Genomic DNA, 13,582 nt, shown 5'->3' on the forward strand with positions numbered 1-13,582 from the left:
TTTCTCTATTTTGCGTAGTTAAATAATGCGTAAACCAGATTGCGTATAAAATCAGTTAGTCCGGTTCTATTCCTGAAAACATACCGTATTTTTAAAGGCATTTTCTAAATTCTCAACAGTATCTCATGATAAAGAATAACAAAGGGGCCTCTTCCTCAGCTAATGAAGAAAACAACTCTCGACGGACGTTTCTGAAAACCCTTGGTATTGCCGGTACAGCTGCTGCCGCTGCACCCGCTGCACTTGCCGAAACCCCAATTGCCGCTCCCCAGTATTTAAATCTGGTTCGTAGTCACTCCAGCACCTCAGCCAATGACAAAGTGCGGATTGCGCTCATTGGTACGGGAGGCATGGGCATTGGCGATATGCAAACGGCACTCATGGTCGATGGTGTTGAGATGGTTGCTGCCTGCGATTTGTATGATGGTCGACTACGTCGGGCAAAGGAGCTTTGGGGCGACCAACTGCCTGTAACGAAGGACTACCGCCAGATTCTGGAACGCAAAGACGTTGATGCCGTAATTAATGCGACAACGGACCACTGGCACGAAAAAATTTCCTCGGATGCGATGCGCAAAGGCAAGCACGTGTATTGCGAAAAACCGATGGTCCAGAAAGTTGAGGATGGCCACACGTTGATAAAAGTATCCAAAGAAACCGGTAAGGTTTTTCAGGTGGGTAGCCAGTTTGCCAGTTCGTTGCTGATTGCCAAAGCTCGTGAACTGATGAAAGCCGGAGACATTGGGGAACTCGTATTTGCCGAAGCCATCTACGATCGCCACAGTGCGATGGGTGCCTGGCAATACTCGGTTCCACCTGATGCATCGCCCCAAACCGTTGACTGGGATACGTATCTGGGCAGTGCCCCCAAGCGCCCCTGGGACCCGCTCCGTTTTTTCCGGTGGCGGAATTATCAGGACTATGGTACTGGCATTGCGGGTGACCTGTACGTTCACTTATTAACCTCATTACACTGCATTACAGGCTCAAAAGGTCCAAACCGGGTGTATTCAACGGGAGGAACACGCTATTGGAAAGATGGTCGTGATGTACCCGATATTCAGTTAAGTATTTATGATTACGGCAAAACAGCCGAACATCCCGAGTTTAACTTAACTACTCGCTCCAATTTCGTTGATGGTGGTGGTGGTAATTATCTGGTTCGGATTGTGGGTACCGAAGGGGATCTATCACTCGGTTTCGACTCGTTGACCGTTCACCGGAACAAGTTCCCGAAGGCACCCGGCATGTCGATCGACAATTTCCCGAAAGACCAAAAAGAACTTTATATCGCTGAATACAACAAGTTATACCCACAAGTGCCAGAATTGGTTGGTCCGAAGGAGTTTAAATACAGCTTCCCGAAAGAATATAAAGGCGACCGTTACGAACACTTTGCCAATTTCTTCAACTCGATCCGTACAGGTGCACCAAACATCGAAGATGCTACGTTTGGTCTGCGGGCTTGTGGGCCAACTCAGTGCGGCAACATCAGTTACTTCCAGAAAAAAGTAATGAACTGGGACCCAATTAATATGAAGATCCTAAACGCCTAAGCGACTTTATCGACGTTTATTAGTTGAGTTGTTTATGTGGGGGCAGGTTTAAGAACCTGCCCCTTTTTTAATCGACTTTGACAACCGTTTTCCCAACGCCCGGCATTCCACCGACCGTTACCCCCTCTGCTTGCAATCGAATGGTCGTTTTAGCATCCGACGTAAAGAAAGACACCGTTGCTTTTCCTTCTGCATCGGTCTGAATCATGGGGTTCCAGAATAAAGTAGTGCGATAGTCGGGCCTTACGTGTTCTGGTTTCTTAACGTCATAGCGGGGTGCGTAAAACTCCCGAAGCGGGGCATATCCAGGCAGTTTAGCTACCAATGTGCCTGGAGCGGCCTCTTTCATCAGATCATAATTGGGGCCACCTCGTTTTGTCAGAATTGAAATGACACCCCCTGCTGACCGTGAGCCATAAATAGCGGCCGATGCTCCTTTTAGTACATCGACCCTTTCGACGTCCTGTACCGAAATACCCAGTATTGCCTGTAAATCCATTGGCATACCATCCAGAACAAACAATGGCTCGATCGGGCCACTAAAATTAGCGGCTCCCCGAATCTGCACCCGTGCGTTAAATCCAGAACCCGTTACATTCACTCCCGCAACCTGTCCCTGAATAACATCCAGAATCGTCATTCGCCCAGCGGTATTCTGCGATGTAAATTTAACGCTGGCGTCTGGCGTCCCATAAATCACCCTGGAATCGGCTTCCTGATATTTCTTTGCTTTTACCGTAACCGTCTGCAACAATACCTCACCATTTCGTCGAATCTGTCGTTCTATTTCCTGATATTCTTTCGTTCGTCGGATAAATTCTGCTAACTCGTCGCGTCGGAATTCCAATGGGTTATACGGAATCTTTGTGATGGTTACCGTTGGCATTAGCAGTTGATCGAGCGAAATCGCCAATGTCCGATTCGCTTTACCTTTAACACCTTGAATCAGTACGGTAGTGGTATCCGTAAAATCGAGGTCATACGCCCCGAAATTTCCAGATTCATCCGTTTCGCCAAATAAAAACTCGCGTGTACTGTCTCGCTTGGCCAGTAAAAAAGTGAGCTTCACCTTACTATCAATATCTTTTTGATTAGGTCGAACAACCCGGCCCGTTAGCGACAAGCCACGCTCAACGAAATGCTTGATTGGCGGAATGGTCCCGGCTAATACATCGGTCCAAACGAACCGTCGCCAGCCTTGGGTCATCAGCAAGAGATCCAGCTTCATCCAGCGTTCTAAATGAAGGGGATTAAAATAGGAATCAGGTTTTTCAATCGTCCCCGTCAGATCGGACGAGAGCAATAAATGGGATACAATCGTAGCGCTGCCGGAGTCGGCTTCGGATGATAGATGTGCATCGACTGCTGCCAGCGACACGTTAGCCGAAACGGGCTTGCCCTGTGCATTCGTCGTGCTAATGGTCAGGTCTACTTTCTCTCGATTTTTGTACGTCTTTTTATCAGGAGCAAGCGTAATCGAAAGCTGCTCGTTCTTATTGATAAAAACTAGTCGTTCACTCACCGGCTTCTGCGTCTCATCGAATACAGTAAGTTGAGAAATACCTTCGGGAAAGTTATTTCTTGGAAGTTGAATCAATGATGTTTTTTTGGCAATGGGTATGTTCACTACATGAATAACCTGCCCACGGGTTTGTGCTAAAAGGGTCAGTTTGGCGGTGGCATCCGTACTGGTTTTATTATGGCGAACATAAACTTTTATGTTATCCTTATGGCTCAAATTATCGACCAGCATCACGACTCCCTGTGTTTGCACAACAGGCAACGGATACGATACGACCGTACCATCGCTGAGCCTCAAAGAGGCCGTATAGGTCTGACCAGCTTCGGGGTTAATTGTAAAATAGCCCATGCCCAGATGAGTACTGGTAAATCCGATAATAGTATCCTTTTTCGCACTCAGGACAAAACCTTCTACAGGTATGCCCAGGCCGAGCGCATCGATCGCTTTAAACGCCACTCGACTTTCAATACCTTCTACTAGTTGGCCACCTTCGGGCAAGAATTGAACATCCGGCCGACTCGGCACACTTTTTTGTTGCCCGGTGTTAGCTCCAGCCCCTTTGTTCTGTTCGGAGTTAACCCCGTCTGCGCCAAGAATCGTTATGGTTTTAGAGAAGAAATAGGCATCGGGATAATTACGCATGAAGTTCGTATAGCCCCGGAGCTGGTAAGTCCCGGCAGCTACCGAATCGGGCAAAAAGAGTTGCCCAGGTGCGTAACCAGCAGTTGCCCGGAGCTGCATTCGTAAACGAACACGCTGGGCAACAGGGTCTACCAGATCAATATATAACACCCGGCTGACACTATCGGCTTCGTGCGTTGCCCCATTCATCAGGTAGCCTTTCAACCAAATGGTTTCACCAACAAGGTATGCATCACGATCCGTATGGACATACACCTTCTCTGTGGGGCGATGCTGGTTATATGTCTGAAAGCGCTCAACCAGCAGTTTACCAAAATCACCATCATCGATAAAGCAAACCGCCGACAGTGACACAACAACAAGCGAAATACCAAGTTTGACTCGATTTAAAAAAGTAACACGCATAGAATAGATTTTGGAGTGAATAGACTTCGTTAACAAATCAAGCAACTAAATTAGCGGAAATACCCTCTTTTAACCATGACTAACCCTACTCATAAGACAGCATTAGTGATTGGCGCTACGGGACTCATTGGTGATCTGCTCACTCATCGACTTGTCGACTCCCCATTTTATCACAACGTAAAAGTACTGGTTCGCAAATCATTAGGCTGGCAGCATCCGCGCTTACAGGAAGTGCTGTTCGATTTCGATCACCCAAATGGTCTTCTTACGCAAGCGGATGATGTTTATTGCTGTTTGGGAACAACGATTAAAAAAGCGGGTTCAAAAGAGGCTTTCCGAAAAGTAGACTACCAGTATCCAATGGATATTGCCCGATTAAGTCTGGCTAATGGCGCCAAACAATTTGCTGTCGTTACCGCTATGGGAGCAAATTCTGGCTCTTCTTTTTTCTACAACCGGGTCAAAGGCGACGTAGAACGCGATCTGGCAGCGCTGAACTATCCGACTTTACTTATTTTTCGGCCCTCGCTCCTACTTGGCAACCGCTCCGAATCGCGCTTTGGTGAGCGACTTGCTGCCGGGGCTATGCGCCTGTTCAGTCCATTCATTCCAGCCAAATACAAAGGGGTTGATGCGGGTAAAGTAGTCAATGCCATGCTGGCAACAGCCCAACAGGGTCTGATTGGCCAGCATGTTTTTGAGTCCGATGTGTTGCAGGATTTTTAATAGCAATACCCTGTTTTTTAGTTTCTTATCCGCTGGCTAAGGTTCATTTTATCGACGATAAGTTGGTATGCAGTAGTCGCTGTGCGAGTTGATTCAATAACTGTTCCGAGCCTTGAAGGTGAAACGTTGTGTGTCGATGCTGGCGTTTCGAGCCGGGAGCCAGATTAGCCGCTGGCGATGAGGATTCTAGCTCGTAAAAATGCCCCATCTGTGGTTGCCCTGGCTTCATAGGGCCATCGTTATAGGCGTTAAGTACATCGCCAGAATAGGGATCTTTTTGGTGTTCCCAGGCAGAGTTGACATACTGTCGATCGGTCGGGTCAAAATCGTAGGTGACCAGTGTCAATGTTTTCGTGGCGGAGTCATAGCTACCAATCCAATTCGTAGCCCGCACAGGCGAAACACCAATTTTACTACGGTATTTTGCATCGGCTTTAAACAGCGCAGCCGTTTTCCCCATCTGTAATCGATCAGCAGGTACTTTCCCGAAATAAGCATCATTAACGGGTTGCCCATCTCCTTCCCGATAGGGCACGATAATCATGGACTCGGGCGACGCATTCATCATCCCCAAAATCCAGATTGACGGCATTCCAGTTTGAGCTTCCCAAGCCTTTTTCCCTTTGTTTGTAATAACATTGTCCGACTGAATCCCAACCGCCTTTAACGAATCGGTAGCAATGGCCAATTGCCGTTCAATTTCCGACTTGTCTAAGAGCTTGATCGTTCGTTCAATACCGATATTGAATTGCGTTCCCGAATAATTAACCAGCGATACATTTTTGGAAAATGTGGCTGTTGTTTTGGTAGTGCTAGCGATTTCGAACGGTTCGGAGTCAATGGCTGCTGGTGTTTGCCAGTGGTCGCCATCAAATGGATCACCTTTTTTGAAGTAAAGCGCAAATTGTCCACCTTCAGGCCCCAACCAGAAACGGTCTTCGCCCCCGAACGCATTCATGTGCGGCAGAAGCTTACCAGATTTAATCAAATCATAATTGATCCATCCATAACTGGCTTGCCCATCGGCCGTCGTCGTCATTACCCGCCCCTGGTAGGCTGGGCAAATTAGGGCGCGGGCTTCTCCTAACGCTAATTCAACTAAATCGGAATGGTGCTCTTGTAAAAACTGTCGGTCGTTAGCGTACATATTCGTTGTAGGAACTTGGGAAATTGAATCGGCAGAGGTGACTTGTTCGCTGGTCGATGCGGTTTTGCGAGTAGAACAGGCAACCAGCAAACCGCTAAAAATGAGTGCGATGATTTTGTTCATAAGAAATTCAATGTACAATCTGAAAAATGCTGAACTTGAACAGCCATTTTCGTAGCCACATGCATCTCTATAAATTACAGTGACGCCCCAATCTACTTTCACAAATTTGATACAAATCAGAGCCGCTGCCTCAACCGATGAGCCAATCGTTTATAGTTTTATATGCGATTTAGAAGAAACGGTACTGGAGCAGGCAACTTTCGGAATGGTTTACCAACAAAATCTGGCGAATCCATCTATACATTACCTAGTAGCAGAACAGCAAGGCGATGTGTTTGGCTTCATTAGTTGTCATGTCCAGTATTTACTTCATCATTGTGGAAAAGTGGGCGAAATTCAGGAATTATACGTTCGGCCCGATGTTCGGAATCAGCGTATCGGCCATCAGCTTGTCGCGGCATTAGATGCGTTAGCAATTCGCGAGAACCTCGTTAACCTGGAAGTAACCACTAATCAAAAACGGCTGGATACCGTTCGATTTTATGAACGTGAATCTTTTCAAAAAACGCACTTTAAATTGGTTAAACCCATTCAACGCTAATGCGCTTTATCGTTCTCTATCTATTATTTGCTCTACATACGCTTATTGCCAACTGCCAGCCATCAGCACGAAACGATGTCGCTCTGGAACGAAAACTTATGGCTGCTCTCACCAATTTTCGGGGCGATGTAGGCGTATATGTGCGGAATCTTCGCACAGGGAAAACTGTCGCTATTAATGCTGATACGCTATTTCCCACGGCCAGCATGATCAAAGTTCCGATCCAATGCGGCCTATTCGACAAAATTCACAAAGGTGAGTTAGCGTACGATCAGGAATTAATCTACAAAGACTCGCTACACTACGACGACGGCATTGTGGGTTCCCTAAAAGACGGTACTAAAATTAGCCTGAGCAAAGTGGTCATGCTGATGGAAACCGTTAGCGATAATACCGGAAGTTTGTGGTGCCAGGCACTAGCTGGTGGAGGAACGGCAATCAATAACTGGCTCGAAACGAGTGGTTTTCATCAAACTCGTGTTAACTCTCGAACGCCAGGCCGGGAAGGTAACCGCACGCAGTATGGCTGGGGGCAAACCACTCCACGAGAAATGGCCGAATTACTCACTTACATTCGTCAGGGGAAAGCCATAAGTCAGGATGCCAGTGAAGAAATGTATCGGAATTTAGGACGTCAATTTTGGGATAACGATGGGCTGTCGCAGATTCCACCCGACATAAAAACAGCCTGTAAAAACGGGGCTGTTAATCAATCTCGGTCAGAGGTGGTGTTCGTTCACGCTCCGCATGGGGAATATGTGTATTGCGTTATAACGAAGAATCAAAAAGACGAAAGCTGGGGACGCACCAACGAAGGGTATACCTTATTGCGTACGATATCGTCAATACTCTGGCATTATTTTGAACCTAAATCGAGCTGGAAACCAGCCGAAGGATATGAAAAATGGTGGTAAACAAAAGCGCCGATTCTTCTAAAGAGTCGGCGCTTTTACGTAGGCAATGAATTTATCCTTTAGTTCAGGAACTGCAACCGTAGTTCGTTCAACTGACTGCGAATAGACCCATCAATCTGTTGGTCGCCAACGCGTAAAACGTAGCCACCAATTAGTCGAGGATCGATTTTCTCTTCTAGTTCTACCGATTTACTACCCGTTGTTTTCGTTACCATTGCCTTGAACTTAGTCCGTAGTTCTTCGGTAAGGGGAACAGTGGTAATAACGGTTGCCCGATCAACACCTTTTAGCCGATCGTATTGGTTGATGAACTCATCAGCTATCGCGTCCATGATAGGCTCACGATTTTTCTTCGCGATGATTTCAAAAAACGACATGGTCACCGGATCAACACGGCTGGCGAAAACGGCTTTCAAAACAGCGTTTTTCTTTTCAGCCCGAACAATCGGGTTCTTCAACATGAGCAACAATGGCCGACTACCCGCCACTGTGTTCTTAAAGAACAGCATGTCTTTATACATGGTCTCAATCAAGCCCTTTTCCCGCGCCAAATCCAACAACGATTTGGCATAACGAGCGGCTACGGTAGCAACTGCCATAATCGAATTAGTTTAAGCGTGAATTGGCAACCAGATCGTTCACCAGTTTTTCCTGTGCCGATTTATCACTAAGTTCTTTCCGAAGAACTTTCTCAGCAATATCGAGCGACAGCGTAACAACTTCTTTTTTCATTTGCATCACCAACGCCTGACGTTCGTTCTGCATCGATTCACGAGCTTGCTCCAGAATCCGTTTTCCTTCCGACTCAGCTTTATCACGAGAATCGGCCAGCATTTTATCGGCAGTTTCTTTAGCACCACGCAGAATTGCTTCCCGCTCCGAGCGAGCCTGTGCTAACAACTTCTCGTTGTCGGCTTTCAGTGCTGTCATTTCCAGACGAGTTTTTTCGGCCAGATCAAGCGCACTTTGAATGTTGTTTTCGCGCTCGTTCAGGCTTTCCGTAATGGGTTTCCAGGCAAATGCACGAAGAATCAAAAACAGGCCGAGGAACACTACCACCTGCCAGAATAAAAGACCGAGATCGGGAGTAAGCAAATCCATAGATTTACGTTTTACGATGTGTGATTTACGATATTTTTACGGTCACGACTACCCTTACTCTCTACCTATCTCGTAAATTGTAAATTGTAAATCGTAACTAAATTCAATCTTTTGTTAGAAAATGCTCGCCCGTCGGCAAGCCCAAACGGGCGAACATTCTCTGAGAATTTGGTGAGTAGTGGAGCCAGTGCCTAATGCAACCAGCCTACTCAAACTTAGCGTCTGTGGCGCTCAGCCCAATTAAGCTGTAGCAACCAGAAGACAAATAACGGCTGCGAACAGAGCAACGGCCTCGATCAGAGCTGCGATGATCAGCATGGCAGTTTGAATACGACCAGCAGCTTCTGGCTGACGAGCGATACCTTCCATTGCGCTACCACCAATTTTACCGATACCCAAACCAGCACCGATAGCGGCCAGACCAGCGCCAATAGCAGCACCCATAACTGAAACACTACCCGTAGCTTCTAACAGCATTGAAAACAACATTGCGAACATAACCTTCAAACAGATTTATTAGTGAAACAAAAGATTGCGTATTGATTTACGATTTACGAGGGATGAATTACGATTTACCAACACATCGTAATTCATCCCTCGTAAATCAGTGCGCTTCTGCGCCTTCGTAACCGATACCGTGGTCAGCTTCATGATGTTCTTCTACCGCACTACCGATGTACATAGCCGTCAGCAGTGTGAAGATGAACGCTTGTAGAAACGCCACCAATAATTCGATTAAATTCAAAAACAGGGTAAAAAACAGGACAACTGGGCTGATAGCAATGCTGGTTCCCATACCACCCATGTGGTTAGCCATGAAAATCAGCCCTAACAAACTCAGGATGATGATGTGACCAGCTGTGATGTTGGCGAACAACCGGATCATGAGCGACAATGGCTTCATGAATACACCCACAATCTCAACCGGAATCATGATGGGCAGCAAGGCAACCGGTACACCCGTTGGCTTCAGAATGTGCAACCAGTAGTGTTTGTTACCGCTAAATGTAACGATCAGGAACGTGATGACGGCCAGTACCAGCGTAACAGCAATGTTACCGGTCAGGTTAGCCGCACCAGGCAGCAGACCCAGCAGGTTATTGATCAGAATAAAGAAGAACAACGTCAGCAGATAAGGCAGAAACTTGGTATACTTAGGCCCAATGCTTGGTTTAGCGATTTCGTCCCGAACGAACAAAATAATAGGTTCCAGAAACGACTGAATGCCTTTTGGCGCCTTGCCTTTATTCTTTTTGTAGCCACTGCTAACTGCCGAAAATACCAGTATCATGATAACGGCACTCAGCATTAAAGAAGCTACATTTTTGGTGATCGAGAAGTTGTAGAATTTCGCTTCGTGATCAACCTTGCCCTCTGCATCTACGCGGTGAATTTTACCATGCTCATTCTTGTAACCTTCGTATACTTCGCCATGAGCCAGACGTGATGATGAGAAAATTTCCAGACCCCGATCTTTCGAATACAGAATTACGGGTAAATGCAGGGTAACACCGTGAGCGAACTCCCAACCATGATCGTCTTTAATGTGGTGCATAATCATTTCACCTACATTAAATTTCTCTTTATGTTCGGCGGCTGCGCCTTCGTGCTGGGCATGTGCTTCGCCCTCCTGACTATGCTCCTGCGCCTGAGCGCCTACTAACGAACTCAAAATGAGAGCCGTTGCTAACAATAACTTCTTAATTGACGAACGCATCATATGATGTGACAGATCCTTTTTACGAATCGCGTCGCAAGTTACGAGTAAGCGTCCAAATCTCAAAGCCCGTGTAACATATATATAGTACAAGAAAGTCCAAAACGAAGGCTCGGCGTTGCTCAATATGGCGGAATAGAAAAAAACCAACAAAGGCTAGTCCTAGTATTAAACGGGCAACCGTTGCAGCAAGATAAAGTGGGATAAGTCGCTCCCGATTGTCTTGTAAACCAGTCTCTACCAGCCGTTGAGTTAGAATTGAGACGCTTAGAAAAAAGCCAAGTATAATTTTCCAATCAGGGTGCAACCAAAGAGAAACCGAATATCGTTCGGCTATGAAAAATACAATTGCTAATATGATGGTAAATAAGAATGTACGAAGCATGAAAAAGTGTCGATAGTCACAAGTTGATAGTCATCAATCGGTAGTGGGTGAGAGAAACCTCCTAGACTATCGACTAAACGCTATCAACTGATTGACTATCTTTTTGTCAACTGGCGGATAAATAAATAAAGTGAAGCGCCAATAGCCGTTAGAGATAATGCAATGGTCCAGATAGGCCGACGGTTTTGCTGCCAGGCATCTAGTTTCATACCTGCCCATACGCCGAGGCCAATCGTTCCTAACATTTGAAAGGCGATGCCACTGAACTGAACAAACGACGTAGTTTTTTCGGTCGCTTTCTTCAGCGGATCACTACTTCCAGCAGGCTTAAGGTTGGGTTGTTCAGGTTCGTTTTCCATAGAATTCACGCTGAAATACAATATGCCGTACAAAATTCGTTAATTTGGCCTAACGTTCCATATTGCCTAACCACTATGAAACGTTTTAATACGAGTGACCACGTGTTATTTTCGAATGTCCCGCTATTTTCGTCATCACCTCTTCCTGTTTTATACGGTCCTTACTGCACTGACCGTTGGGCTGAATTCATGTTCGCAATATAGCACCAAGCCCGTCAGTAAAGGGTATCATAACCTGACAGCTCATTTTAATGCCTATGTAATTGCCCGCGATGAAATTGCCCAGGCAGAACAGGAACTCTTTAAAAAGAGACAGGAAAACTACAGCCAGTTATTACCTATTCTGTTACCGATCGATTCTATGCAGACGCTATCGGTAAAACCACAGTTAGACGATGCGATAAAAAAGGCTTCGCTTATTCCCGAACGTCATCAAAATAGCAAATGGCTTGATAACGCGTATATACTCATTGGCCGGGCGCGGTTATTGAAACAAGACTTGCCGAACGCGATAGAGGTATTCAAATATGTAAATACCAAAGGAACCAATGAGGATGATAAGCACACGGCCCTAGTTGGTTTAATGCGAGCCTATACCGAAGCGAGCGACTATACGAATGCGTTGAACGTAGCCGAGTATTTGCGAAATCAGCCCCTCAATAAAATCAACACCCGCGACTTTTATCTAACAAAAGCCTACTTACACGAACGACAAGGAGAATATGCAACCGCAGTTGGTATTCTGGATGCTACCTTTCCAGTCTTGAAAAAAGGGGAAGTTACCGCCCGATTACATTTGATTGCAGGGCAATTGTATGATCTGATTGGCCAGCCTGCTAAAGCCGTTGACCACTATAGACAGGTGCTCAAATCAAGACCAACCTACGATCAGTCGTTTTATGCAAACCTTTATGCCATTCAAAGTAATGGCCTGACAGGCGACCAAAAACGAATGGCTCAGTCAAACGAGACATTTGAGGAATTGCTTAAGGATCATAAAAATGCAGATCTGAAAGATAAAATTTATTTCACAATGGGTTTGCTCGAAGCCCGCAGCGGCCGAACCGATAAAGCGATCAAACTCTATAGTCAGTCTATTCAGGCAGCCGGTTCAAATACCCAGCAGGTACCTTACACGTATCTGGAAATTGGCAAACTATATTTTGAAAAGAAAGCCGACTATACTCACGCAAAAATGTACTACGATAGTGCATTGGCCCTGTTACCCAAACAATCGCCAGATTATGCTACACTCCTGAATCGTAAAAAGACATTGGATGAGTTTGTTCTCTATCAAACAACTATCCGAACCGACGACAGTCTGCTCCACTTAGCCCAACTCGATCCTGCAGCACTTGATAAACAGCTGAATGACGTAATTGCAAAGCAAGAAAAAGCAGACAAAGCACAGGCTGATCTGGCCAAGCAAATTATCGATAAGGCTACCAACGGCAATATTAATTCTGTACCCGGCGCTACAAACTCTAATTTACAGCCTGGCGAACGCTGGATTTTATATAATCCGGTTAACTTAAGTCAGGGAAGGCAGGAATTTACATCTCGTTGGGGCAATCGTCCCTTAGAAGACAACTGGCGACGTAGTAATAAAGAGTCATCCGAAGCTGTAGCGGGCGTTAATAGTCCAGTTTCGGGCGCTTCACCGGCTAACTCCATAAATCCGAATGCTACCTTATCGACTGCGGATGTATCAGGTCCTGTTGCTGATTTAACCAGTCCAGCCGCTGGCCGGAAGGCGAAGAAGGATGCCATGATGGCCAAAATTCCGTTTACTAAAGAAGCACAGACGGCGGCTAATCAACGAATTGAAAATGCACTTTACAAATTAGGAAAGCTTTACAAATTTCAATTAAACCAGCCTGCCGATGCTATTCCGACATTTGAGCAGCTGTTAACTCGTTATCCAAACACCTTACAAAAACCTGAGGTCTATTATCTACTTTATCTTTCAAATGAGCAGCTAGGGAAAACTTCCTCCTGGAAAGATAAATTGCTGGCCGAGTATCCGAATACCTCTTATGCGCGTCTAACGGGTAAAGCGGCTGCTCACACAACCGATTCAGAAGCACAGGCCCTTAAGACCTATACAGCTATTTATGAATTGTATAAGACGAATCCAACGGAAGCTTTAGCACGTGCCGAAACAGCCATGAGCGGCATGGCCGGTACGCAGTTAGAAGACAAATTGGCTTTGTTACGAGTTATGCTAATTGGCAAGGTTCAGACTGTAGACGCTTACCGTCAGGCCTTAAATGAATTCGTGCGTGATTACCCAGGCAGTCCGTTGCTCCCCCGCGTAAAAGAAATGCAAACTGCTGCTAATCAGGCAACAGCGAAACGAAAATAAAGTAGGTTTTCGGTTTATAGTTTTTGGCATACAATTATCACAACCACACTAGCGAAAACTGTAAACCGAAAATCATAAA

The 13,582-nt window shown here is 45.9% G+C and carries 12 protein-coding genes; 5 read left to right on the plus strand and 7 right to left on the minus strand.

The window, feature by feature from the left end; translation table 11 throughout:
- Positions 1-125: 125 nt before the first annotated feature.
- Positions 126-1,556, plus strand: a complete 1,431-nt coding sequence (locus tag ACYVGR_RS35395) for a Gfo/Idh/MocA family protein (RefSeq protein WP_460965298.1) — start codon at positions 126-128, stop codon at positions 1,554-1,556.
- A 67-nt stretch (positions 1,557-1,623) separates the two neighbouring features.
- Here the strand turns inward: ACYVGR_RS35395 and ACYVGR_RS35400 are convergent, their stop codons facing one another.
- Entirely contained in the window at positions 1,624-4,125 is a 2,502-nt protein-coding gene (locus ACYVGR_RS35400) for a TonB-dependent receptor plug domain-containing protein (protein ID WP_460965299.1), read from the minus strand.
- 75 nt (positions 4,126-4,200) lie between these two features.
- Between ACYVGR_RS35400 and ACYVGR_RS35405 the strand changes: the two genes are divergently transcribed.
- On the plus strand, positions 4,201-4,851 hold the full coding sequence (locus ACYVGR_RS35405) for an oxidoreductase (protein WP_460965301.1): 651 nt from the start codon (positions 4,201-4,203) through the stop codon (positions 4,849-4,851).
- Positions 4,852-4,894: 43 nt separating this feature from the next.
- Here the strand turns inward: ACYVGR_RS35405 and ACYVGR_RS35410 are convergent, their stop codons facing one another.
- On the minus strand, positions 4,895-6,121 hold the full coding sequence (locus ACYVGR_RS35410; protein WP_460965303.1) for a DUF6786 family protein: 1,227 nt from the start codon (positions 6,119-6,121) through the stop codon (positions 4,895-4,897).
- 106 nt (positions 6,122-6,227) lie between these two features.
- Between ACYVGR_RS35410 and ACYVGR_RS35415 the strand changes: the two genes are divergently transcribed.
- On the plus strand, positions 6,228-6,662 hold the full coding sequence (locus ACYVGR_RS35415; protein ID WP_460965305.1) for a GNAT family N-acetyltransferase: 435 nt from the start codon (positions 6,228-6,230) through the stop codon (positions 6,660-6,662).
- Positions 6,662-7,576 carry a serine hydrolase gene (locus tag ACYVGR_RS35420; RefSeq protein WP_460965306.1) on the plus strand — a complete coding sequence of 305 codons (915 nt, stop codon included), beginning with the start codon at positions 6,662-6,664 and terminating at the stop codon, positions 7,574-7,576. The genes ACYVGR_RS35415 and ACYVGR_RS35420 overlap by 1 nt, the downstream gene beginning before the upstream one ends.
- A 59-nt stretch (positions 7,577-7,635) precedes the next feature.
- Here ACYVGR_RS35420 and atpH read toward each other — a convergent pair whose 3' ends face one another.
- The 5 genes from atpH to ACYVGR_RS35445 all read right to left on the minus strand — a co-directional run bounded on the left by atpH (position 7,636) and on the right by ACYVGR_RS35445 (position 11,138).
- The gene (gene atpH / locus ACYVGR_RS35425) at positions 7,636-8,175 is read right to left on the minus strand and encodes an ATP synthase F1 subunit delta (protein ID WP_460965308.1); all 540 of its coding nucleotides are present in this window, start codon (positions 8,173-8,175) and stop codon (positions 7,636-7,638) included.
- 7 nt (positions 8,176-8,182) lie between these two features.
- Entirely contained in the window at positions 8,183-8,677 is a 495-nt protein-coding gene (atpF, locus tag ACYVGR_RS35430) for a F0F1 ATP synthase subunit B (protein WP_460965309.1), read from the minus strand.
- 240 nt (positions 8,678-8,917) lie between these two features.
- Entirely contained in the window at positions 8,918-9,175 is a 258-nt protein-coding gene (gene atpE, locus ACYVGR_RS35435) for an ATP synthase F0 subunit C (protein ID WP_082111625.1), read from the minus strand.
- Between the two features lie 106 nt (positions 9,176-9,281).
- The gene (atpB, locus tag ACYVGR_RS35440; protein ID WP_460965311.1) at positions 9,282-10,397 is read right to left on the minus strand and encodes a F0F1 ATP synthase subunit A; all 1,116 of its coding nucleotides are present in this window, start codon (positions 10,395-10,397) and stop codon (positions 9,282-9,284) included.
- A 477-nt stretch (positions 10,398-10,874) separates the two neighbouring features.
- Entirely contained in the window at positions 10,875-11,138 is a 264-nt protein-coding gene (locus tag ACYVGR_RS35445; protein ID WP_460965313.1) for an AtpZ/AtpI family protein, read from the minus strand.
- Positions 11,139-11,253: 115 nt separating this feature from the next.
- Between ACYVGR_RS35445 and porW the strand changes: the two genes are divergently transcribed.
- A complete protein-coding gene (porW, locus tag ACYVGR_RS35450) occupies positions 11,254-13,503 on the plus strand; it encodes a type IX secretion system periplasmic lipoprotein PorW/SprE (protein ID WP_460965315.1) in 2,250 nt (749 codons plus the stop codon).
- Positions 13,504-13,582 lie beyond the last annotated feature (79 nt).

It is taken from the genome of Spirosoma litoris (assembly GCF_054776755.1).